We start from the raw sequence: 21347 nt of genomic DNA, 5'->3' as shown, positions 1-21347 counted from the left end.
GGCGGAATCCGGGTGACGGGATACCGCCTCAGAATGCGCGATGAGGATGACGAATTGTCATACGAATGCTGCAATGCAGCATTCGGGAAATGCGGGGGAACGAGACCGCTCACCCCGCCTGTCGTTCAGAACCCCAGGAAGGTGAAGTCGGACGCCTGCAGCTGAGATGCAGAGGTGATCCCTGTCATGTTGATCGTGAGGTCTGAGACGCCGTCACCATTCTGATCCACAAACAGTTGTCCGGCGGCGAACCGGACTTCGCTATTGCCCTCGGCCGTGAATGCCCCACCTCCGAGGTAGGAGGTGCTCCCGCTCCACACGAAGGCAAGCTTGTCGCCCTGGGCATGGCTGAAATCCACCACAGTGTCCCCGTTTCCGTCCCGGAGGTCGAAGAGGTCGGCCCCCGTACCGCCAATCAGAATGTCGGCACCGCCGCGCCCCGCGAGTGTGTCATCGCCGGCTGCACCGCGGAGGGTGTTGGCCGCATCGTTTCCGACGATCAGGTTGTTCTGCGCGCTGCCCACAGCGTTGATCGCCAGGTTTCCCGTCAGCACCAGGGTCTCGATGTTGTCGCCTAGGGTGAAGCTTGCGGCGGAATAGACTTCGTCATTTCCACCGCCCCCGAGTTCGACCACCCGATCGCCCGACGAGTCGACCTCATAGTGATCGTCGCCGCTTCCACCGGTCATGCGATCGTTTCCGGTCCCGCCGTCGAACCAGTGCTCCGCGGTGCCGGTTCCACTTAGCACATCGTCACCGCCCTGGCCGTAGAACCCTCCTCTGTCTGCAGTGGAAATGACCACGTCATTGCCCGCGCCGCCTTTGACAGTGGTGGTGAACATGGCGCTCCCACCCGGGAGGATGAGGATGTTGCCGCTATCGGACAGCTGGAACTGGCTGACCACCACCGAAATCGCATCGGACAGGTTCACGACTCCGCCATTCGCGATGGAAATCGTAAACATGGAATCCAGGCTCTTGAACACATCGAGCTGGGCCGACGTCAGGGTCGCGCTCTGAAAATTCAGCCCAAGAACCTCGATGCCGGACAGCGAGACCTGCGTAAAATCCACTGGGCCGGAAGCGTCGAGGGGCCCGAAGCTGAACGGCACGTATAGTTCATCCCAACCGGCACCGCCGATGTACGATTCACCGGCCACAATATCCCCGGGCTTCACGTTGATCGTATCGTCGCCCGCACCGCCATTCAGGATGTTCAATCCCGCATTTCCGAAGATCTGGTTATCAAGGGCATTGCCCGTACCGTTGATATTGCCGGAGCCGGTGAGGATCAGGGTCTTGACGTAATCCGGCAGAGTGTAGCTGACGGATGCCCTGATGGTGCCGCTGGCAAAGCCGCTGTTTTCGTGAATGACCACATCGCCGACGGAATCCACGACATAGGTGTCGGCACCGATCAGCGTGTCATCCCCGGCCCCGCCGTCGAGATAGGTGCCGCCCCGCATGACATTGTTCAGCGCATTGCCGATTCCGCGCACATACTGCGTCAGCGTCAGATTTTCGAGTTCGGCGCCGAGAGTATAGTCGTAACCGACGATCACCTCGTCGATACCGCCCCCCGCAGCCTCGACGATGATATCGCCCGGGGCGACCAGATCGTAGACATCATCGCCGGCGCCGCCAGCCATTATGTCATTTCCGACCCCGCCGACCAGACGATCCGCACCGGCCTCGCCGCGCAGGACGTCATCTCCCTCGTCACCGTAAAGGGTGTCGTTGCCGTCCCCGCCGAAAAGCGAGTCCTTGCCGGCATTGCCGCTGAGCTGGTCGTCTCCGCCGGCACCGATGAGCACATCATTGCCGCCTTCGCCGCTCAGGAGATTGGCCGCGACATTGCCGACAATAGTGTTGTCCAGCGCGTTGCCCGAACCGTTGGTGTCGGCGTTGCCCATCAGGTTCAGTTCCTCGACATTGGCGCCGAGTTGATAGCCGCCCGAAGCCCGCACCCGGTCATAGCCCTCGCCAGCACGCTCGACCACCACGTCATCGTACGAATTCACGTCGTAGACATCGTTGCCGGCACCTCCGATCAGCAGGTCATTGCCAGCACCACCGTTCAGCACATTGGCCCCGCCCGTACCAACGATGGTGTTGTCGAGCGCATTGCCGAAGCCGTTGAGGTCCGCCGTCCCGGTCAGCATCAGGGTCTCGATGTTGGCGTCGAGGGCGTAGCTGGCCGAGGACCGCACCCGGTCGTCGCCCTCGCCCGCCGCCTCCACCACCCGGTCCCGGGTCGAATCCACTTCGTAGACGTCGTTGCCGCCGCCCCCGATCAGCACGTCGTCGCCGGCACCGCCGGCCAGGGTGTTGGCCCCGGCGTTGCCAACGATGGTGTTGTCCAGGGCGTTGCCGATGCCGAACAGGTCCGCCGTCCCGGTCAGGATCAGGATCTCGATGTTGGCACCGAGATGGTGGCTGACCGAGGCCCGCACCCGGTCTATGCCCTCGCCGGGCAACTCGGCCGCGACATCGCCGGTGGAATCGACGTCATAGGTGTCGTCGCCCGCCCCGCCGACCATGCCGTCGTCGCCAGGGCCGCCATAGATCACGTCGTTCCCGGCCATGCCGTAGAGCCGGTCATTGCCCTCCAGCCCGAGGATCTGGTCCGCCTCGGCGCCGCCCAAAATCCGGTCGGCCGCCGCCGTGCCTCTGAATATCGCCATGATGCCCCCCTTCCCCATTCGTGGCGCGCCCGGCCGATGTTCCCTCGGCCATTCGGCGCCTGATTCAACCTAGTCCGCGCTCCGCAACCCCGGACACGACGCGTTCGAGGAAATTCACATCGGGTCGCAGCCCATCTCTCAGGCTGGCCGCCCGGGAGGCTCATGCGCCTACGCGACCTCGGCTTCAGGAGAACACGAAATCCGAGGCCTGAAGGTAATAGTTCCCGGTAACGTTGACGGTGATTTCGGCAGTGCCATCGCCATCGGTGTCGACGAACACCTGTCCGCCCGCGAACCGTGCCTCGCTGTGCCCCCCGGCAGTGAATGCCGACCCTCCGATATAGGCAAAAGTGCCATGTTGTAAGCCATGGAAAACTAGCTTGTCTCCCTCAGATCTGTTGAAATCGGTTATGGTATCCAGCCCGTCAGAGGTGCTAACAAATAGAAACCAGTCAGTACCGCTGTCGCCCGTGAGACGATCGGCACCGCCACTTCCACAAAGAATGTTATTGCGAGAGTTGCCAACTATATCGTTGTCCAATGCATTTCCGGTCCCTCTGATATTCTCATAGCCTTCCAGACTTAAATTTTCAACGTTATCTGTGAGTTTATAATTGACGTAGGAATGAACGAGATCGATTCCCTCGCCAGCCAACTCCTTCACTAGATCACCTGTCGACTCCACATCATATTGATCGTCACCGGCCCCGCCGAGCATGATGTCGTTTCCGCTTTCACCGCGGAGTATATCGCGGCCGGCATTTCCAATCAGGGTGTCGTTTCCGGCGCCGCCATGCATCCAATCAAATCCAGAATTTCCGACAATAATATTATCCAAGCTATTTCCAGTTAGCAAAGTGATTACCATATTGTCGATCAACATTAGATTTTCTTCATTGTCTCCCAGCTCGTAGTCTCCTGTACAGCGAATCCAGTCGACTCCCCCATTGGCCGTCTCGATCACACGATCCTGGCTGGAATCGACGATATAGATGTCGTCCCCGGCACCGCCGATCAGCGTGTCGTCGCCGGCACCGCCATTCAGCACGTTCGCCCCGGCATTGCCGGTGATGGCGTTGGCCAGATCGTTGCCGACCCCGTTGATGTCGGCAATGCCGATCAGGATCAAGGTCTCGATATTGGCGCCGAGACGGTAGCTGACCGACGCCTGCACTTGGTCGACGCCTTCACCGGCCGCTTCGACGACCCTGTCGCCGACCGAGTCTACCGTGTAGACGTCGTTCCCGGAGCCGCCGGTCAGCACATCATCGCCGGCGCCGCCATCCAGCGCGTTCGCCCTGGCATTGCCGATGATGGTGTTGTCCAGCGCGTTGCCGGTACCGCTGAGGTTGGCGAAGCCCGTCAGTGTCAGCGCCTCGACATTGGCGCCTAGGACATGGCTGACCGAGGTGAAAACCCGGTCAGCCCCGCCACCCGCGGCCTCGACAACCTGATCGTTGGCCGAATCGAGGTAGTAGGTGTCGTTGCCCGCCCCTCCGATCAGCACATCATCCCCGGCGCCGCCATCCAGCGCATTGGCGCCGGCGTTCCCGAAGATCGTGTTGTCCTGAGCGTTGCCGATGCCGCCGATGTTGCCGACGCCCATCAGCATCAGGATTTCGACGTTGCCTGCCAGCGCATAGCTGACCCAGGCGCGAACCAGATCCGTCCCCTGCCCTCCGGCCTCGACCACCTGGTCGCCGGCGGAATCCACCAAGTAGATGTCATCGCCGCCGCCGCCGATCAGAACATCCGCACCGGCCCCACCGTCGAGCAGGTTCGCCCCGGCATTCCCGACGATCCGATTGGCCAGCCCATTGCCGGTCCCATTGATGCCGGCCGTGCCGCCCAGGTCCAGTTCCTCGACATTGGCGCCCAAGATAAAGCTGACCGAGGCCCGCACCCGGTCGTGACCCTCGCCGGCGCGCTCTACCGCCTGGTCACCGGCCGAATCCACATCGTAGACATCGTTCCCGGCGCCCCCGATCAGCACATCGTCGCCAGCAGCGCCGGCCAGGGTGTTGGCCCCGGCATTCCCAACGATGGTGTTGTCCAGCGCGTTGCCGGCGCCGACAAGGTCTGCCGAGCCGGTCAGGATCAGGATCTCGATGTTCGCACCGAGATGGTGGCTGACCGAGGCCCGCACCCGGTCGATGCCCTCGTTGGGCAGTTCGGCCGCGACATCGCCGGTGGAATCGACGTCATAGGTGTCGTCGCCCGCGCCGCCGACCATGGCGTCGTCGCCGGCGCCCCCATACAGCACGTCATTCCCGGCCATGCCGTAGAGCCGGTCATTGCCCTCCAGCCCGAGGATCTGGTCCGCCTCGGCGCCGCCCAAAATCCGGTCGGCCGCCGCCGTGCCCCTGAACACCGCCATGATTTCCCCCTTCTGGTCACGATGCCCCGGCCGATGTTGTCCCAGCCTGCGGCATTCGTTCCCATCATCTTAGCCATCGTCCGATCACGCTCGGCAATGCGGATTCGGCGCATTCGCGCGAAATTCACACGGTCTCTCCGACCCCGCATCCCCGCCCGTGCTAGGCTCGCGCGCTGTCGATCGCTGCCCCGAGACCGCCATGGCCCGCCGCCTTCCCCCGCTTGTCGCGCTCCGTGCCTTCGAGGCCGTCGGCCGGCTCGGCAGCGTGCGTGCCGCCGGGGAGGAGCTGGCGGTCAGCCACACCGTGGTGTCGCGCCATGTCCGCAACCTGGAGCAGCGCATCGGCGCCCGGCTGCTGCGCCCCGCCGGCCGCGGCCTGACGCTGACGCCCGAGGGCACGCGCTTCCTGGCCCAGGTCGCCCAGGCGCTGGACCTGATCGAGCGCGCCACCGCCGAGCTGTCCGCGGCCCGGCGCCGGACCCTGACCATCTGGTGCGCGCCCGGCGTTGCCTCCCGCCGGGTGCTGCCGCGCCTGCCGGAGCTGGAGGCCCGCCTGCCGGAGCAGGAGATCACCCTGCTGCCGACCCTGACCCGGCCGGATTTTTCCCGCGCCGGGCTGGGCCCCGACGGCGCCGATGCCGAGATCATCTATCTCGAGCGGGCCGAGCCGGCTGACGGGGTGCGGGCCGAGCTCTTGTCCAGCCCCCGCGTCTTCCCGGTGGCCAGCGCCGCCTTCCGCGCCCGCTATCCCGAAGTGGCGGCGCCGGCCGACCTGCTGCGCCTGCCGTTGATCCACGAGGAATCCACCGAGCAGTGGGAGCGCTGGCTGAGCCGGGCCGGGGTGACCGAGGTGCCGCCGCTGCGGGGGCCGCGGCTGTGGCACGCCCATCTGGCGATCGAGGCGGCGCGGCTGGGCCAGGGCGTGGCCCTGGCCAATGCGGTGCTGGCCGGCGAGGATGTCGCCACCGGGGCGCTGGTCGAGGTCGTGCCCTCCGACATCCGCCTGGGCGGCTATCACTTCCTGGCCGCGGCGGCGCGCTGGGACGATGCCGATCTGGTGCTGCTGCGGCAGTGGCTGCGCGAGCTGTTCGGCACGCCGAAGGAGATCGGTGCTTAAAAGACACCGGATGGGTTCAAACTAGGCGATTGTGCAGCCGCCCTGCCGCACCGACTCTGTATGGGACCGCCCGATCCCGGGACGCGGTCCGGACCTGAGCCCCAGATTCGAGGACACGCATGACCACCAATGCCGAGCTTCTCACCCGCCGCAACGCCGCAATCGTCCGCGGGGTCGGGCACACCACGCCGATTTCCGCCGCCCGCGCGCTGAACTCGGAGGTCTGGGACGTCGAGGGCAAGCGCTATGTCGACTTCGCCGGCGGCATCGCCGTGGTCAACACCGGGCATTGCCACCCCAAGGTGATCGCCGCGGTCAAGGCGCAGATGGAGAACTTCACCCACACCTGCTTCCAGGTGCTGATGTACGAGCCGTATATCGAACTGGCCGAGAAGCTGAACGCGCTGGCCCCGATCTCCGGCCCGCTGAAGTCGATCTTCCTGACCACCGGCGCCGAGGCGACCGAGAACGCGATCAAGATCGCCCGCGCCGCCACCGGCCGGTCCGGCGTCATCGCCTTCACCGGCGCCTTCCACGGCCGCACCATCCTGGCCTCGGCCATGACCGGCAAGGTCGTGCCCTATAAGAAGGGCCTCGGCCCCACCCTGCCGGATGTCTGGCACGTGCCGTTCCCGGTCGCCCATCACGGCGTCTCGGTCGAGGATTCGCTGCGGCACCTGGGCTTCCTGTTCAAGGCCGATGTCGACCCGTCGCGCGTCGCCGCGATCATCCTCGAGCCGGTGCAGGGCGAAGGCGGCTTCTACGAGGTGCCGCCCGAGCTGATGCGCGCGCTGCGCCGGATCTGCGACGAGCACGGCATCGTGCTGATCGCCGACGAGGTCCAGACCGGCTTCGGCCGCACCGGCAAGATGTTCGCGATGGAGCATTACGACGTCGAGGTCGACCTGATCTGCGTCGCCAAGAGCCTGGCCGGCGGCTTCCCGCTGTCCGGCGTGATCGGCCGGGCGCCGATCATGGACGCGGCCGACCCGGGCGGGCTGGGCGGCACCTATGCCGGCAACCCGCTGTCCTGCGCCGCGGCGCTGGCGGTGCTGGAGGTGTTCAAGGAAGAGAAGCTGCTGGACCGGTCCAACGCCATCGGCGCCCGGATCAAGGCGCGGCTGGAGACGCTGTCGCGGCGCAACGACCTGCTCCCGATCGCGTCGATCCGCGGCCTGGGCGGCATGGTCGCCTTCGAGATCGTCAAGTCGCGCGGCACCAATGATGCGGATGCCGAGGCCACCAAGCGGGTGACCCAGAAGGCCTATGAGAACGGCCTGGTGCTGCTGTCCTGCGGCGTCAACGCCAACGTCATCCGCATCCTGGTGCCGCTGACCGCCAGCGACGCCATCGTCGACGAAGGGCTGGATGTGCTGGAGACGGCCCTGGCGGCGGGCTGAGCCTTCTCTCTTTTCACCGTCATTGCCCGGCTTGCCCTCGGATCAAGTCCAAGGTGGGCAATCCAGGGGCCACGAAGCGCCGCTCTCGATGGCCCCTGGATCCTCGGGTCAAGCCCGAGGATGACAGAGCAAAAAGCAGCGGCACAGACCCTGACACCAAGTGCGCCCCAACCGGCGCCATCCTGTTCCGTGACCCCGTGAGGTCCCCATGTCGACCGTGACCACATTGTCCCTGAACGACCCGACCCTGCTGAAGAGCCAGTGCCTGGTCGATGGCGCCTGGATCGGCGAGGCCGTCGACCCCGTCGTCAACCCCGCCACCGGCGAGACCCTGGGCCGCGTGCCCCGCTTCGCCGAGCGCGAGACCACCGACGCCGTCGAGGCGGCCGAGACCGCCTTCGGCCCCTGGGCCAAGAAGACTGCCAAGGAGCGGTCCCTCATCCTGCGCCGCTGGTTCGACCTGATCATCGCGAACCGCGAGGACATCGCCCTGATCATGACCAGCGAGCAGGGCAAGCCGCTGGCCGAGGCGCGCGGCGAGGTCGACTACGCCGCCTCCTTCGTCGAGTTCTATGCCGAGGAGGCCAAGCGCATCTACGGCGAGACCATCCCGAGCCACCGCGCCGATGCCCGCATCCTGGTGCTGCGCCAGCCGATCGGCGTGGTCGCGGCGATCACGCCGTGGAACTTCCCGGCGGCAATGATCACCCGCAAAGTCTCGCCAGCGCTGGCCGCCGGCTGCACCGCCGTGATCAAGCCGGCGCCGGAGACGCCGCTGACCGCCCTGGCCCTGGCCGAGCTGGCGGTGCGCGCCGGCGTGCCGGCCGGCGTGCTGAACGTCATCACCGGCGACGCGCCGAAGATCGGCAAGGTGCTGACCGGCCACCCGGCCGTGAAGTTCGTCGGCTTCACCGGGTCGACCGAGATCGGCAAGCTGCTGATGCGCCAGGCCGCCGACACGGTGAAGAAGGTCGGGCTGGAGCTGGGCGGCAACGCGCCCTTCATCGTGTTCGACGACGCCGACATCGACGCGGCGGTCGAAGGCGCGCTGGCCTCGAAGTTCCGCAACATGGGCCAGACCTGCGTCTGCGCCAACCGGATCTACGTCCAGGACGCGGTGTATGACGATTTCGTCGCCCGCTTCGCCGCCAAGGTCAAGGCGATGCCGGTCGGCAACGGCACCGAGCCCGGCGTCGTCCAGGGCCCGCTGATCACCATGGAAGCGGTGGAGAAGATCGAGCGCCACATCGCCGATGCCACCGCCAAGGGCGCCACCGTCGTGACCGGCGGCCACCGCCACGCGCTGGGCCGCACCTTCTTCGAGCCGACGGTGTTGTCCGGCGCCACCACCGAGATGGTGGTGACGCAGGAGGAGACCTTCGGCCCGCTGGCGCCGATCTACCGCTTCCGCGACGAGACGGATGTGGTGGCCCAGGCCAATGCCACGCCCTTCGGCCTGGCCGCCTATTTCTACGCCCGCGACCTGGGCCGGGTGTTCCGGGTGGCGGAGGCGCTGGATTACGGCATCGTCGGCGTCAATGCCGGCGTCGTCGCCACCGAGGTCGCGCCGTTCGGCGGGGTCAAGGAATCCGGCCTCGGCCGCGAAGGCTCGCACCACGGCATCGAGGAGTTCGTGGAGATGAAGTACGTCCTGCTGGCCGGCATGGCTGCCTGAGGGCTGTCGCTTCCCGGCTCTCATCTGACTGTCATTGCCCGGTTTGACCCAGCGATGTCCGATTGATGAGAGAGCCCGCAGCTTCAGCTGTCATGCCGCGGCTTGACCGTGGCATCCAGGGCCGGCCAGAACCGCTCTTGATGGCCCCTGGATTGCCCGGTCAAGCTGGGCAATGACAGTTGGGGGATTGGGTAAGGCCCCTCTCTCCGATCTTGAGAGGGCGCCGATCCCCGGCCCGGCAGCCGCTATGGCAGCAGCAGCAGCTTACCGGTGGTACGGCGGGATTCGAGGTCCCGATGGGCGCCGACGGCGTCGGCCAGCGGATAGCGCCCGCCGATGCGGAGCTTGAGGCTGCCGTCGCGGACCCAGTCGAACAGCCGGTTCGACCGGGCCAGCAGCGCCTCGCGCGTCCGGACATGGTCGAGGACGACGGGGTAGCTGACCAGCACGCTCTTCGGCAGATGGGTGATGTCGATCGGCGGCAGGTGCTTGATCAGCAGCCCGTAATAGGCCAGCACGCCGTGGTGGCGCAGCGCGGCGATCGACCCCCAGAAGGTGTCCGCGCCGGCGCCGTCATAGGCGACATGCACCCCCTCGCCGCCGGTCAGGCGCAGCACCTCCGCCGCGAATTCGCCGGGGGTGGAGACGATGACCTGGTCGGCCCCGGCCGCCTGGGCGATCCCGACCTTGTCGGCGCTGGACACCACCCCGATGACCCGGCCGCCGAGCCGCTTGATCATCTGCGTCAGCATCAGGCCGACCCCGCCGGCGGCGGCATGCACCAGCGCCGTGTCGCCCGGCTTGACGGCATAGGTTTCGGACACGAAATGGCTGGCCGTCAGCCCCTGCATCATCAGGGCGGCCGCGGTCTCGAAGTCGATGTCATCCGGCAGCGGCACCATCGCCGCCGCAGGGGCGACGACCTGCGTGGCATAGCTGCCCCAGGCGTAGTACCAGGCGACGCGGTCGCCGACGTGCAGGTCGGTGACGCCGTCCCCCACCGCCGCGATCCGGCCGGCGCCTTCGACGCCCGGCGTCAGGGGCAGGGCCACGACCCGGCTGAGGAAACCCACGCGGGTGCCGACATCCATGTAGTTGACGCCGGCGGCGGCGATGTCGACCAGCACCTCGCCGGGGCCCGGCCGGGGCGACGGGCGGTCCTGCAGCCGGAGTTGCTCTGGCCCGCCATGGGCTTCGATCACGATGGCTTTCATGGTTCCGATCCTTGTGGTGATGTCTATTCTGGATAGATCAGTCTATAATCAAGCAAGCAGAACCGGCCGGCCTTCCGCCGTTGCGCCTATCGCAGGCTGCGGATGGCCATCCGGGCGATGTCGTGGAGGACCGCCGGCGAGGCGCCGCCGCGGGCGGCGATCTTGATGCCGGACAGGGTGGCGGTGAGGAACTGCGCCGCCGCCCGCCCGTCGACATCGGCGCCGACCTCGCCCGCCGCCTTGGCGTCGGCGACCAGGCGTTCGAACGCGGTCAGCAGCACCCGCCCCGAAGCCTCGACCAGCAGGGTAATCTCGGGGTCGGAGCGGCCGAATTCGCAGACCGCGCCGACGCCCATGCAGCCCAGCGGGGCCTCGGCCGCCGGGCGGGAGGCGAAGGCGACCAGCGCCGCCTCCAGCCCCTGCAGCGGCGAGGCACCGGTGTTCAGGCTGCGCAGGATCTCCGTGACGCTGCCCGCATTGTAGTGCTGGAGCGCCTCGAGATAGAGCCGCCGCTTGTCGCCGAAGGTGTCGTACAGGCTTTGCCGGCTGATCCCCATGGCGTGCAGCAGCGCGTCGGTCGAGGTGCCCTCATAGCCATGGTCGGAGAAGACCTTGATGGCCTGCAGCAGCACCGTCTCGCGATCGAATTCCTTGGGTCTTGCCATAAGCCGAAGATGGTTGTTCCGGATCGATCTGTCCAGATCTGAATCCAAAAAACGCAGCCCCATCGCGACCGGCGACGGGGCTGCGGCGCGAATGGCGTATCAGGCTGCCACGGTGCCCTTGCGGATGATGACGTTGCCGTAGAACAGCCGCTCGCCGGTGGCGATCACCAGCGAGGCCTGCTTGGCCCGGTCGTAGAAGGCGAAGCGCTCCAGCAGCGTCAGCCGGTGCCCGCCCGCGACCCGGCCCAGCGCGTCGCGGATCAGGGTGTGGGCCGGCATCACCTCCGTCGGGTTGCCGATCACCTCCATGCCCAGCACCGGGTCGGGCTCGGAGTCGTCGATCGGCAGCACGCTCAGCACCGCCCGCAGCATGCTCTTGAGGTCCGCCGCCTCCATCCGCACCAGCCGCCGGGCCACGGTCTCGGCCGGGAAGCTGCCATCGGCGATCACCAGTTCGTCGCCATGCCCCATGGCGCGCAGGCCGTGCAGGATGTCTGGCCCCAGAATGGGGTCGATTCCGATCAGCATGGGGTCGATCCTTCGTCTCGATGGGGGTGGTTCATGGCGTGGGCGCGCCCGGGGCGATCAGGCCTTCGGCGCGCAGCTCGGCCCACAGGTCGGCCGGGATCGGGTGGCGGAACAGCTCCTCGTTCTCGACCAGCTCGGCCGCGGTGCGGGCGCCGGTCAGGATCGAGGCGACGGCGGGATGCGCCGTCGGGAACTGGATCGCCGCGGCCTTCAGCGGCACGTCGTGGCGCCGGCACACCGCGTCCAGCGCCTGGGCCCGGACGATCAGCGCCGGGTCGGCGTCCTGATAGTTGAACTTCGCCCCGGCATTGGGGTTGGCCAGGATGCCGCTGTTGTAGACGCCGCCGATGATCACGCCGATGCCGCGCGCCTCGCACAGCGGCATGAAATCATCGAGCGAGTCCTGCTCCAGCAGCGTGTAGCGGCCGGCCAGCAGGAAGCAGTCGAACCGGCCGGCGCGGGCGAAGCGGGCCAGCATCTCGGCCTGGTTCATGCCGGCGCCGACCGCGCCGATCACCCCATCGGCGCGCAGCTTGTCGAGGGCCCGGTGGGCGCCGTCGATGGCGTCGTCGTAGTGGCTGTCGGGATCGTGGATGTGCAGCACGTCGACCCGGTCGGTGCCCAGCCGCTCCAGGCTTTCCTCCAGCGACCGCATCACGCCGTCATAGCTGAAATCGAACACCGGGCGCTCCGGCGGAGTGCCCTTGTAGTAGGCGTCCTCGCCCTCCGCCCGCTCCGGCACCCGCAGCAGCCGGCCGACCTTGGTCGCCAGCACGTAGCTGTCGCGCGGCTTGCCGGCCAGGAAGCGGCCCAGCCGGCGCTCCGACAGTCCGTTGCCGTATTGCGGCGCGGTGTCGAAGAAGCGCAGGCCGAGGTCCCAGGCCTTGGCGATGGTCTCCTCCGCCTGCCCTTCCTCGACCGGCGCGTAGAGCCCGCCGAGCGGCGCCGTGCCGAGGCCGAGCCGCGTCACCGTCAGCCCTGTCGGGCCCAGCCTGGCCGTGTCCGTTGCTGCCACCATCTGTGCGCTTCCCTGCTTCTTGCCGCGATCGGTCGGCAGACTGTGACGCCGATTTCCGAAGAGTCAATGGAAAGTTCGTATACGAAATTTCCATTGCCAATGAGATACTCGTTGCGCATGCTGCACGAAATCGAAAGATGGCAGCGGGGCGGCGATGACGACGGGCGGACAGGATTTCTCGGGCGGCGCGGCCTTCGTCGGCGGCGCCTATGTGCCGGCTTCCGAGGCCAGGATCTCGGTGCTGGACTGGGGCTTCACCCGGTCCGACGTCACCTACGACGTGGTGCATGTGCGGGATGGCGGCTTCTTCCGCCTTGCCGACCATCTCGACCGGTTCGAACGGTCGCTGGCCGCGATGCGGCTGGCGCCGCCGCATGACCGGGCGGGGATCGCCACCATCGTGGCGCGCTGCGTCGCCCTGTCCGGGCTGCGCGACGCCTATGTCGCCATGATCTGCACCCGCGGCCGGCCCCGTGTCTTCGGGTCGCGCCGGCCGGCCGATTGCGACAACGCCTTCGTCGCCTACGCCATCCCCTGGATCGACGTCATCCCGCCGGCGGTGCAGGAGCGCGGGGCGCATCTGCACATCGCCTCGATCCCGCGGGTGGGCGCTGCCTCGGTCGACCCGACGGTGAAGAACTACCAGTGGGGCGACCTGACCCGCGGCCTGCTGGAGGCCCATGACCAGGGCGCCGACACCGCGGTGCTGCTGGACGCCGAAGGCTTCGTCACCGAAGGCCCGGGCTTCAACGTCTTCACCGTGCGCGACGGCGTGGTGTCGACCCCCGACCGCGGCTCGCTGGAGGGCATCACCCGCTGGTCGGTGCTGGAGCTGTGCGAAGAGATCGGCCTGCCCGCCCGGATCGCGCCGCTGCGCCGCGAGGATTTGCTGCAGGCCGACGAGATGTTCTGCACCACCACCGCCGGCGGCGTCATGCCGGTGTCGCGGGTCGGCGGCCACATCATGGCCAACGACCGGCCCGGGCCGGTCAGCACCCGGCTGAAGAGCCTGTACTGGGAGAAGCATGCCGCCGGCTGGCACCGCACGCCGGTGAACTACGCCGACGCCGACCATCCGCTCGGCGCCGCCGCGATCTGACGCGGACCACAAGAAAAACCGAACAGGAGGCACCATCATGCACAGACGCAACCTCGTCCTGGGCGCCGGCATCCTCACGGCGCTGAGCGCACTCCCGGCCCTGCCTGCCCTGGCGGCGGACAAGGAGCTGCGCATCCTGACCTGGGAGGGCTATGCCGACGCCCCCTGGGTCGAGGCCTTCGAGAAGAAGACCGGCGCCACGGTGAAGATCACCTACACCGGCAGCGTCGACGAGATCTTCGCCAAGATGACCGCCAGCAAGGGCGACGACTACGACGTCATCGCCATCGAGACCTCATCCTACAAGCGGTTGGTGCAGGAGAAGCTGGTCCAGCCGGTAGACCTGTCGAAGATCCCCAACGCCGCCAACCTGCTGCCGGCCTTCCGCGACGTCTCGGCCATCGTGTTCGACGGCAAGACCTATGCCGTGCCCTTCGCCTGGGGCTCGATCCCGCTGATCTACGACAAGAAGGCGTTCCCGACCCCGCCCGACAGCTGGTCGGTGCTGTGGGACGACAAATATGCCGGCCGGGTGCTGGCGATGGACGACGCCAACAACGCCATCGTCACCACGGCGCTGGCCCTGGGCTACAAGGACCCGTTCAACCTGACCGACGACCAGTTCGCCGCGATCAAGGCCAAGCTGATCGACCAGAAGCGCACCGTGCTGTCCTACTATGCAGGCTTCGACGACGGCGTCAGCATCTTCGCCCAGGGCGGCATCGACCTGATGATGTCGATGGGCGAGCCGCAGGTGCCGCAGCTGCAGAAGAAGGGCATCGACGCCGCGCTGGTGATCCCGAAAGAGGGCGCGATCGGCTGGATCGACTGCTGGGCGATCAGCGCCGGCGCCCGCGACCCCGCCTTGGCCCACGCCTGGATCGACGCGATGCTGGACAGCCGGGTCGGCACCTACATCAGCGAGAAGACCGGCTACGGCAACACCACCGACGCCTCGGCGAATGCCGCGATCGGCCTGACCTATGCCGACAAGCTGGTGTTCCTGCAGGCGCCGGAAAGCTTCTCCAAGCGCATCGACCTGTGGAACGAGATCAAGGCCACGCCGGCCAACTGATCGTCACGCCTGGGCCGTCAGAGAGGGCCGCCATGACATTCCGAAGCCTCATCCGCCTTGCCGGCATCGGCAAATCCTACGGCGCGGTCACCGTGCTGCAGCCCTTCGACCTGGAGATCGGCGACGGTGAGTTCCTGACCATCCTGGGCCCGTCCGGCTCGGGCAAGACCACGATCCTGCGGATGCTCGGCGGCTTCACCGCCCCGAGCACCGGCCGGATACTGCTTGATGGGACGGATATCACCGACACGCCGATCTTCCGGCGGCCGTTCAACACGGTGTTCCAGGACTATGCGCTGTTCCCGCATATGACCGTGGCCCGCAATGTCGGCTACGGGCTGCGCATGCGGCGCCGGCCGAAGGCGGAGGTGGACCGGCGGGTGGCCGAGGCGCTGGCGGTGGTCGGCCTGGCCGACAAGGCCGGCCGCCATCCCGGCGAGCTGAGCGGCGGCCAGCGCCAGCGCGTGGCGCTGGCCCGCGCCATCATCTGCGAGCCGCGCGTGGTGCTGCTGGACGAGCCCCTGGCGGCGCTGGATGCGGGGCTGCGCCGGTCGATGCAGGAGTTCCTGAAGGACCTGCAGCGCCGCATCCGCACCACCTTCGTCTTCATCACCCATGACCAGGAGGAGGCGATCGCCATGTCCGATCGCATCGTGGTCATGGACCATGGCAGGGTCGAGCAGGTCGGCACGCCGAAGGAGATCTACTACCGGCCGCGCAGCGAGTTCGTCGCCAGGTTCTTCGGCGAGAACAACCTGCTGCCGGCCCAGGCCGCCGGCAGATCGGCGGTCGACAGCCCGCTGGGCCGGCACGTGCTGGCGGCGACCGGTCGCCCGACCGCCGTCGCCATCCGGCCGGAGAGCCTGAGCCTGCGACCCGGCGCGGAACGGCGGTCGGCGACCGGCGCGGTGGAGAGCCTGACCTTCCTGGGCGCCACCACCCAGATCGTGGTGCGCCTCGGTGGCGATCAGGCGCACAGCGTCAAGATCCGCCTGCCGACGCCGGAGTTCGACGGCCGCGCCGATGTCGGCGACCCGATCTCGGTGTTCTGGTCCGACGCCGATGTCAGCGTGCTGGGCGCGTGAGGATGGCCATGGCCGACGCCCTTCCCGCCTCGGGCCGCCACGACCCGCTGCGCGCCACCTCGCCCACCGTTCGTACCCTGGGTCGCTGGCTGCCGCGGCTGGCGGTCTACGGCCTGCCGGCGCTGCTGATCCTGGCGCCGCTGGTCGCCTTCCTGACCACCAGCTTCTGGTCGATGGCCGACGGCCAGGTCGAGCATGAATTCACCCTGGGCAACTACGCCGCCTTCCTGGCGCAGCCGAGCTATATCAGGGTCTTCCTCGGCACCCTGCAACTGGCCGGCATCGTCGCCGCGGTCGGCCTCGTCTTCGGCTACATCATCGCCTATCTGATCTGGCGGCTGGAGGGCCGGATCCGCTACTTCATGCTGCTGTTCAGCGTGATCCCGCTGGCGATGAACTACATCGTCAAGATCTACGCGATGCGCGGCATCCTGGGCTACAACGGCTTCCTCAACTGGGCCCTGGTGACGACCGGCATCCTCGACGCGCCGAGCAAGCTGTTCCTGTTCAACCAGACCGCGGTGATGATCACCATGGCGGTGATCTACCTGCCCTACGCCATCCTGCCGATCTTCTTGTCGCTGGAGCGGATCCCGCCATCGCTGGCCGCAGCCTCCGCCGATCTCGGCGCCCGGCCGGGCCAGACCTTCCTGACCGTGGTCCTGCCGCTGAGCCTGCCGGGATCGATCGTCGGCGGGCTGTTCGTGATGGTGCTGGCGCTGGGCGACTTCCTGACGCCGCAGATGGTCGGCGGCAACCAGGGCTTCACCTTCGGCCGCGCGATCTGGAGCCAGTTCGGCATGGCCTTCAACTGGCCGTTCGGCGCCGCGCTGGCCGTGGTGCTGCTGCTGGCCGTGGTCGCCATCATCGGCGCCGCCGCGCTCGTGTCCCGCCGTGCGAGGGTGAAATGACCGCGCCGGAACGGATCGCCATCGCCGCCCTGTGGCTGGTGGCCGCCCTGGTCTTCGCCGTGCTGTACGGGCCGGCGCTGGCGGTGGTGCTGAGCTCGTTCTTCGACCTCAAGGGCCAGTCGATCGACTGGTCCAGCTTCAGCCTGCACTGGTATGCCGGGCTGACCGACAACCCGGGGATGCTGGCGGCGCTGGGCCACACCCTGCTGGTCGCCGCCGCGGCGGTGCTGATGGCGCTGGTCCTGGCCCTCGGCCTGGCCTGGTACATGAAGACCGGGACCCGGCGCGGCCGGCCCTACGTCGAGTTCGTGATCTTCCTGCCCTTCGTGCTGCCCGGCATCATCACCGGCATCTCGCTCTTGGTGGCATTCCGCGAGCTGGGCATCGAGCGCAGCCTGATCACCGTCACCATCGGCCACACGGTGCTGGTGCTGGCGATCATCTACCGCATGGTCACGGTGCGGCTGGACAGCCTGGAGGCCAGCCAGATCGAGGCGTCGCTCGACCTCGGCGCCACCGGGCTGCAGACCTTCCTGTTCGTGGTGCTGCCGCAGCTGCGCTCGGCCATCGTCACCGGCGCGCTGCTGGCCTTCACGTTGTCCTTCGACGAGACTTTGGTGACCTTCTTCCTGGTCGGCGGCGACGCCACCCTGCCGATCCGGCTGTGGGCGATGATGCGGGTGGGCTTCACCCCCGAGGTCAACGCCCTGGTGTCGCTGGTGCTGCTGGCGACGATGTCGCTTGCGGTGCTGGGCGCGCTATCGTTGAAGGACAGCATGGCGGCCCGCCGATGAGCCGCCAGGAACCCTGGAGGGATTCTCCACCGGATGATCGAGGCCGCGCCATGACCGACGACCTGCCGCCGCTCGGCCGCCTGCTGCGCGAACGCCGCGCCCATCACGGCTGGACCCTGGCCGAGGTGGCTGGGATGACCGGCATCGCCGCCTCGACCCTGTCGAAGATCGAGAACGGCCTGCTGTCGCCGACCTACGACAAGATCCTGCAGCTGGCCCGCGGCCTGGGCGTGGAGATCGCTGACCTGTTCTCGCCCGGCGAGGCCAGCAGCCCGCCCGTGGTGGTGGCCCGGCGCAGCGTCAGCCGCCAGCATGAGGGCCAGCGGCTGGACACCGAATTCTACAGCTACACCTATCTGTGCTCCGACGTCGCCCACAAGCGGATCATCCCGATCCGCATCGAGGTGCGCGCCACCGAGCCCGAGCAGATGGGGGGCCTGAGCTCGCATGTCGGCGAGGAGTTCGTGGAGGTGCTGCAGGGGCGGATGCGCCTCTACAGCGACTATTACGAGCCGATCGAACTGGAACCCGGCGACAGCGTCTATCTCGACAGCACTATGAAGCACGGCTACCTCTCGGTCGGCGATGCCCCATGCGTGATCATGGTGATGTGCTCGAGCGCCACCCCGAACCTGGCGCAGACCCTGCGCGAGATCATCAAGCAACGCATCCTCGAGGAGCAGGCGGGCGCGCCCGCAGGCCCATGACGGTTTCAGGAGCAGCAGGACTCATGTTCGACCTCTCGGGGAAAGTCGCCATCGTCACCGGCGGCAACGGCGGAATCGGCCTGGGCATCGCCCGCGGCCTGGCCTCGGCCGGCGCGGCGCTGATGCTGGTCGGCCGGGACGCCGCGAAGACCGAGCGGGCGGTGGCGGAACTGGCGGCCACCGGCGCCACCGCCTCGGCGGCGATCGCCGACGTGACCGTCGAGGCGGATTGCCGGGGCTTCGCCGAGGCGGCGCTGCAGCGCCATGGCCGCATCGACATCCTGGTCAACAACGCCGGCACCAACTGGCGCAAGCCGCCGCAGGACTATTCGCTGGAGGAGTGGCGGGCGCTGATCGACGCCAACCTGACCAGCACCTTCCTGGCCTCGATGGCGGTGTTCCCCACCCTGCAGTGCCAGCGCGCCGGCAAGATCGTCAACATCGGGTCGATGACCTCGATCTTCGGCGCCTCCTTCGCCGCGCCCTACAGCGCCAGCAAGGGCGGCGTGGTGCAGTTCACCAAGGCCTGCGCCACCGCCTGGGCCGAGCACGGCATCCAGGTCAACGCCATCCTGCCCGGCTGGATCGACACGGAGCTGACGCAACAGGGCCGCGTCCAGGTGCCCGGGCTGAACGAGCGGGTGCTGGCCCGCACCCCCGCCGGCCGCTGGGGCGTGCCCGACGACCTGGCCGGCACCGCGGTCTACCTGTCGAGCCGCGCCTCTGACTTCGTCACCGGCGCCGCAATCCCGGTGGATGGAGGGTATTCGTCGCAGGCGTGAGGCTCCGCGATGACGACACCATTCGGCGGCTCAATACGGGCGAGTTCTGGCCAGGACAATCAGTGAGAGAAGTGTTGAGGGGACACAGTTTATTTAGCTGTCATGCCACGGCTTGACCGTGGCATCCAGGGGCGGCAAGAGCAGTTCTCGATGGCCCTGGATTGCCCGGTCAAGCCGGGCAATGACAAAAAAATACCGGACTCGCGATCTCACGCAGCCGCTCCGTTAAATCCACCCCCCGTCCACCACATAGGTCTGGCTCGTGCACATGCGGGCGTCGTCCGAGGCCAGGAAGGCGACCATGCGGGCGATGTCGATCGGCTCGACGAAGGCCTTGATGCACTGCGCATCCATGACCTTCTGGATGTATTCGGGCGTGTACCAGAGCTTGACCTGCCGTTCGGTCTTCACCGCGCCGGGCAGCACGCAATTGACTCGGATGCCCTCGGCCCCCAAATCGCGCGCCAGGCTGCGGGTCAGGCCCTCGATCGCCGCCTTGGCGGTGGTGTAGGCCGGCATCCCGCCCATCCCGGCCCGCCACGAGATCGAGCCGAAATTGATCACCGAGCCGCCGCCGGCGTCGCGCATCGCCGCCCGCACCGCCTGGACCGTGAAGAACTGGTGCTTCAGGTTGACCGCCAGCCGCTCGTCCCAATAGTCCGGCGTCACCTCGTCGATGCTGTGGCGCTGGTCGTGGCCGGCGTTGTTGACCAGCACCCGGATCGGGCCAACCGCCGCCTCCGCCGCCCGCACCATCGCGCGCAGCGCATCGATATCGCGCAGGTCGCAGGGCAGGAAGGTCGGTGCCGCCAGCCCGTCCTCTTTCAGCAGTTCGACCAACGCCCGGGACGAATCCATGTCGATGTCGCAGAACACCACCCGGCTGTATTGACGGGCGAAATGCTCGACCAGCGCCGCGCCGATGCCGGAGCCGCCGCCGGTGATCAGCACCGCACGGTCCTGCAGGCTGGAATAGAGCGTGGTCTCGGTCATGGGATCTGCCTGGAAAGGAAAAAGGGGCGCGGTCAGTCGCGGACCAGCTTCAGCCGCCGCTCGAACAGGTCGAGCACATCGGCCAGGGTCCGGCCGCGGCGGACCCGATGCCGGCCCTCATAGACGCAGTATTCCGGCTCCTGCGCCTCCATCACCTTGGCGATTCCGTACAGCGGCTTGTCCTGGCTGTGCCGGAACACGCTGAACACGGCGATGCCGACCCCGTGGTCGATCGCGTAGTCGCGCCATTCGCCCGAGGCGACGCGGTCGAAATAGAGGCCGAGGAGCTGGGCCAGCTCGCTGCGGTTGAAGTAGACGCGGCCGCGACGCCGCCGCTGCTGGGTGAGATCGAGAACCTTCGACATGCCGCCGGAAGCCATGCCTCGACATGGGTGAGTCGGTCGGCCAAGTGTTGGACAAATCCGGCCGCGCGTCCAGCCGGTCGCGTCGACGCACCCCTCGCCGCCATACCGTTGCCACACCGTTCGATTGTCTTCCAGGGATCAATCGTCTAGGTAAGGCGGCTCGGCGAGACGCCTGGCCGAGGCCGTGCCCTGTTCGGAACCAATCGATGACCGATATCTTCCGCGAAGTCGACGAAGCCCTGCGCGAAGATCGCGTCAAGGCGATCTGGAGCCGCTACGGCACGCTGATCATCGCGGGGGCGGTGGCCGTGGTGGCCGCGACCGGCGCCTATGTCGGCTGGCGCAGCTATAGCCAGAGCCAGGCGGAATCCCAGACCCGGGCCCTGGTGCAGGCCCAGGCGCAGGCCGTCGCCGACCCGAAGAACGCCGTGGCGGCCTATGCCGCCGTCGCCGCCGATAGCAACGCCGACCACGCCGCGCTGGCGCGGCTGCTGGAAGCCCGCGCCGATCTCGATGCCGGCAAGCGCGACGCAGCGGGCGACCTGTACCAGCAGATCGCCGGCGACAGCGGCGTCAACCCGGCGATCCGCGACCTCGCCAAGTTGTATGCGGTGATGGCCCGGCTGGACGACGGCGATCCCGCGACGCTGGCGGGCGAGCTGGCCCCGCTGGCCGCCGACACCTCGCCCTGGCGCTTCCTGGCGCGCGAGCAGCAGGGCCTGCTGGCCTTGCGGCAGGCCGACTCGGCCAAGGCCCGCGAGATCTTCAGTGCCCTGTCGAAGGACCCCGCCGCCCCTCCCGGCGTGCGGGGCCGGGCCGACCAACTCCTCAGCGTTTCGAGCAATTGAGGGACCTCCC

At 67.5% G+C, this 21347-nt stretch carries 19 protein-coding genes; 11 read left to right on the top strand and 8 right to left on the bottom strand.

Features of this window, described 5'->3' with window-relative positions; genetic code table 11:
- Nucleotides 1–125 precede the first annotated feature (125 nt).
- Together E9232_RS11425 and E9232_RS11420 are read right to left on the bottom strand one after the other, a co-directional pair.
- Entirely contained in the window at nucleotides 126–2684 is a 2559-nt protein-coding gene (locus tag E9232_RS11425; RefSeq protein WP_309794069.1) for a calcium-binding protein, read from the bottom strand.
- A gap of 184 nt (nucleotides 2685–2868) precedes the next feature.
- The gene (locus tag E9232_RS11420; protein ID WP_309794067.1) at nucleotides 2869–5061 is read right to left on the bottom strand and encodes a calcium-binding protein; all 2193 of its coding nucleotides are present in this window, start codon (nucleotides 5059–5061) and stop codon (nucleotides 2869–2871) included.
- Nucleotides 5062–5260: 199 nt separating this feature from the next.
- Between E9232_RS11420 and E9232_RS11415 the strand changes: the two genes are divergently transcribed.
- The 3 genes from E9232_RS11415 (at nucleotide 5261) to E9232_RS11405 (ending at nucleotide 9253) form a co-directional block, all read left to right on the top strand.
- Nucleotides 5261–6178 (top strand): LysR family transcriptional regulator, encoded by a 918-nt coding sequence (locus E9232_RS11415; protein WP_309794065.1) that lies wholly within the window; start codon nucleotides 5261–5263, stop codon nucleotides 6176–6178.
- A gap of 119 nt (nucleotides 6179–6297) precedes the next feature.
- Complete coding sequence (gene gabT, locus E9232_RS11410; protein ID WP_309794063.1) at nucleotides 6298–7578, top strand: 4-aminobutyrate--2-oxoglutarate transaminase; 1281 nt, start codon at nucleotides 6298–6300, stop codon at nucleotides 7576–7578.
- A gap of 208 nt (nucleotides 7579–7786) precedes the next feature.
- Nucleotides 7787–9253 carry an NAD-dependent succinate-semialdehyde dehydrogenase gene (locus tag E9232_RS11405; protein ID WP_309794062.1) on the top strand — a complete coding sequence of 489 codons (1467 nt, stop codon included), beginning with the start codon at nucleotides 7787–7789 and terminating at the stop codon, nucleotides 9251–9253.
- Nucleotides 9254–9498: 245 nt separating this feature from the next.
- Here E9232_RS11405 and E9232_RS11400 read toward each other — a convergent pair whose 3' ends face one another.
- From E9232_RS11400 to E9232_RS11385, 4 genes are all read right to left on the bottom strand, one after another.
- Nucleotides 9499–10467: a quinone oxidoreductase family protein gene (locus tag E9232_RS11400; protein ID WP_309794060.1), complete on the bottom strand. Its 969-nt coding sequence runs from the start codon at nucleotides 10465–10467 to the stop codon at nucleotides 9499–9501.
- A gap of 86 nt (nucleotides 10468–10553) precedes the next feature.
- Nucleotides 10554–11132, bottom strand: coding sequence for a TetR/AcrR family transcriptional regulator (locus E9232_RS11395; RefSeq protein ID WP_309794058.1), 579 nt, complete (start codon nucleotides 11130–11132; stop codon nucleotides 10554–10556).
- A gap of 99 nt (nucleotides 11133–11231) precedes the next feature.
- Nucleotides 11232–11660 carry an RbsD/FucU family protein gene (locus tag E9232_RS11390; protein WP_309794056.1) on the bottom strand — a complete coding sequence of 143 codons (429 nt, stop codon included), beginning with the start codon at nucleotides 11658–11660 and terminating at the stop codon, nucleotides 11232–11234.
- 31 nt (nucleotides 11661–11691) lie between these two features.
- A complete protein-coding gene (locus E9232_RS11385; protein ID WP_309794054.1) occupies nucleotides 11692–12678 on the bottom strand; it encodes an aldo/keto reductase in 987 nt (328 codons plus the stop codon).
- 154 nt (nucleotides 12679–12832) lie between these two features.
- On the opposite strand from E9232_RS11385, the gene E9232_RS11380 reads away from it, so the two are divergent.
- From E9232_RS11380 to E9232_RS11350, 7 genes are read left to right on the top strand one after another with little or no spacing between them, the layout of a single operon-like run.
- Nucleotides 12833–13777 (top strand): aminotransferase class IV, encoded by a 945-nt coding sequence (locus E9232_RS11380; RefSeq protein ID WP_309794053.1) that lies wholly within the window; start codon nucleotides 12833–12835, stop codon nucleotides 13775–13777.
- Between the two features lie 37 nt (nucleotides 13778–13814).
- Entirely contained in the window at nucleotides 13815–14852 is a 1038-nt protein-coding gene (locus tag E9232_RS11375) for an ABC transporter substrate-binding protein (RefSeq protein WP_309794051.1), read from the top strand.
- 32 nt (nucleotides 14853–14884) lie between these two features.
- Nucleotides 14885–15937, top strand: coding sequence for an ABC transporter ATP-binding protein (locus E9232_RS11370; protein ID WP_309794049.1), 1053 nt, complete (start codon nucleotides 14885–14887; stop codon nucleotides 15935–15937).
- An 8-nt stretch (nucleotides 15938–15945) separates the two neighbouring features.
- Nucleotides 15946–16848 (top strand): ABC transporter permease, encoded by a 903-nt coding sequence (locus E9232_RS11365; RefSeq protein ID WP_309794048.1) that lies wholly within the window; start codon nucleotides 15946–15948, stop codon nucleotides 16846–16848.
- On the top strand, nucleotides 16845–17642 hold the full coding sequence (locus E9232_RS11360; RefSeq protein ID WP_309794047.1) for an ABC transporter permease: 798 nt from the start codon (nucleotides 16845–16847) through the stop codon (nucleotides 17640–17642). Before E9232_RS11365 ends, E9232_RS11360 begins: the two co-directional genes overlap by 4 nt.
- A 50-nt stretch (nucleotides 17643–17692) precedes the next feature.
- Nucleotides 17693–18349 (top strand): helix-turn-helix domain-containing protein, encoded by a 657-nt coding sequence (locus E9232_RS11355; protein WP_309794045.1) that lies wholly within the window; start codon nucleotides 17693–17695, stop codon nucleotides 18347–18349.
- A 23-nt stretch (nucleotides 18350–18372) separates the two neighbouring features.
- A complete protein-coding gene (locus E9232_RS11350; protein WP_309794044.1) occupies nucleotides 18373–19131 on the top strand; it encodes an SDR family NAD(P)-dependent oxidoreductase in 759 nt (252 codons plus the stop codon).
- Nucleotides 19132–19356: 225 nt separating this feature from the next.
- Here E9232_RS11350 and E9232_RS11345 read toward each other — a convergent pair whose 3' ends face one another.
- Nucleotides 19357–20124, bottom strand: a complete 768-nt coding sequence (locus E9232_RS11345; RefSeq protein WP_309794043.1) for an SDR family NAD(P)-dependent oxidoreductase — start codon at nucleotides 20122–20124, stop codon at nucleotides 19357–19359.
- 32 nt (nucleotides 20125–20156) lie between these two features.
- Nucleotides 20157–20489 (bottom strand): DUF2794 domain-containing protein, encoded by a 333-nt coding sequence (locus E9232_RS11340; protein WP_309794042.1) that lies wholly within the window; start codon nucleotides 20487–20489, stop codon nucleotides 20157–20159.
- Between the two features lie 206 nt (nucleotides 20490–20695).
- Here E9232_RS11340 and E9232_RS11335 point away from each other — a divergent pair, with 206 nt between their 5' ends.
- Entirely contained in the window at nucleotides 20696–21337 is a 642-nt protein-coding gene (locus tag E9232_RS11335) for a tetratricopeptide repeat protein (protein ID WP_309794041.1), read from the top strand.
- Nucleotides 21338–21347 lie beyond the last annotated feature (10 nt).

The organism is Inquilinus ginsengisoli (genome assembly GCF_031453975.1).
In the GTDB taxonomy this organism is placed as follows: Bacteria; Pseudomonadota; Alphaproteobacteria; order DSM-16000; family Inquilinaceae; genus Inquilinus; species Inquilinus ginsengisoli_A.
This window is presented reverse-complemented; position numbering and strand designations above follow the sequence as displayed.

Excerpts from the sequence above, each read along its gene's own strand:
- E9232_RS11335 (WP_309794041.1), top strand. The coding sequence starts at position 20,696 with ATGACCGATATCTTCCGCGAAGTCGACGAAGCCCTGCGCGAAGATCGC.
- E9232_RS11365 (WP_309794048.1), top strand. The coding sequence starts at position 15,946 with ATGGCCGACGCCCTTCCCGCCTCGGGCCGCCACGACCCGCTGCGCGCC.
- E9232_RS11370 (WP_309794049.1), top strand. The coding sequence starts at position 14,885 with ATGACATTCCGAAGCCTCATCCGCCTTGCCGGCATCGGCAAATCCTAC.
- E9232_RS11390 (WP_309794056.1), bottom strand. The coding sequence starts at position 11,660 with ATGCTGATCGGAATCGACCCCATTCTGGGGCCAGACATCCTGCACGGC.
- E9232_RS11385 (WP_309794054.1), bottom strand. The coding sequence starts at position 12,678 with ATGGTGGCAGCAACGGACACGGCCAGGCTGGGCCCGACAGGGCTGACG.
- E9232_RS11345 (WP_309794043.1), bottom strand. The coding sequence starts at position 20,124 with ATGACCGAGACCACGCTCTATTCCAGCCTGCAGGACCGTGCGGTGCTG.
- E9232_RS11395 (WP_309794058.1), bottom strand. The coding sequence starts at position 11,132 with ATGGCAAGACCCAAGGAATTCGATCGCGAGACGGTGCTGCTGCAGGCC.
- E9232_RS11405 (WP_309794062.1), top strand. The coding sequence starts at position 7,787 with ATGTCGACCGTGACCACATTGTCCCTGAACGACCCGACCCTGCTGAAG.
- E9232_RS11380 (WP_309794053.1), top strand. The coding sequence starts at position 12,833 with ATGACGACGGGCGGACAGGATTTCTCGGGCGGCGCGGCCTTCGTCGGC.
- E9232_RS11350 (WP_309794044.1), top strand. The coding sequence starts at position 18,373 with ATGTTCGACCTCTCGGGGAAAGTCGCCATCGTCACCGGCGGCAACGGC.
- E9232_RS11340 (WP_309794042.1), bottom strand. The coding sequence starts at position 20,489 with ATGTCGAAGGTTCTCGATCTCACCCAGCAGCGGCGGCGTCGCGGCCGC.
- E9232_RS11355 (WP_309794045.1), top strand. The coding sequence starts at position 17,693 with ATGACCGACGACCTGCCGCCGCTCGGCCGCCTGCTGCGCGAACGCCGC.
- E9232_RS11360 (WP_309794047.1), top strand. The coding sequence starts at position 16,845 with ATGACCGCGCCGGAACGGATCGCCATCGCCGCCCTGTGGCTGGTGGCC.
- E9232_RS11415 (WP_309794065.1), top strand. The coding sequence starts at position 5,261 with ATGGCCCGCCGCCTTCCCCCGCTTGTCGCGCTCCGTGCCTTCGAGGCC.
- gabT (WP_309794063.1), top strand. The coding sequence starts at position 6,298 with ATGACCACCAATGCCGAGCTTCTCACCCGCCGCAACGCCGCAATCGTC.
- E9232_RS11420 (WP_309794067.1), bottom strand. The coding sequence starts at position 5,061 with ATGGCGGTGTTCAGGGGCACGGCGGCGGCCGACCGGATTTTGGGCGGC.
- E9232_RS11425 (WP_309794069.1), bottom strand. The coding sequence starts at position 2,684 with ATGGCGATATTCAGAGGCACGGCGGCGGCCGACCGGATTTTGGGCGGC.
- E9232_RS11400 (WP_309794060.1), bottom strand. The coding sequence starts at position 10,467 with ATGAAAGCCATCGTGATCGAAGCCCATGGCGGGCCAGAGCAACTCCGG.
- E9232_RS11375 (WP_309794051.1), top strand. The coding sequence starts at position 13,815 with ATGCACAGACGCAACCTCGTCCTGGGCGCCGGCATCCTCACGGCGCTG.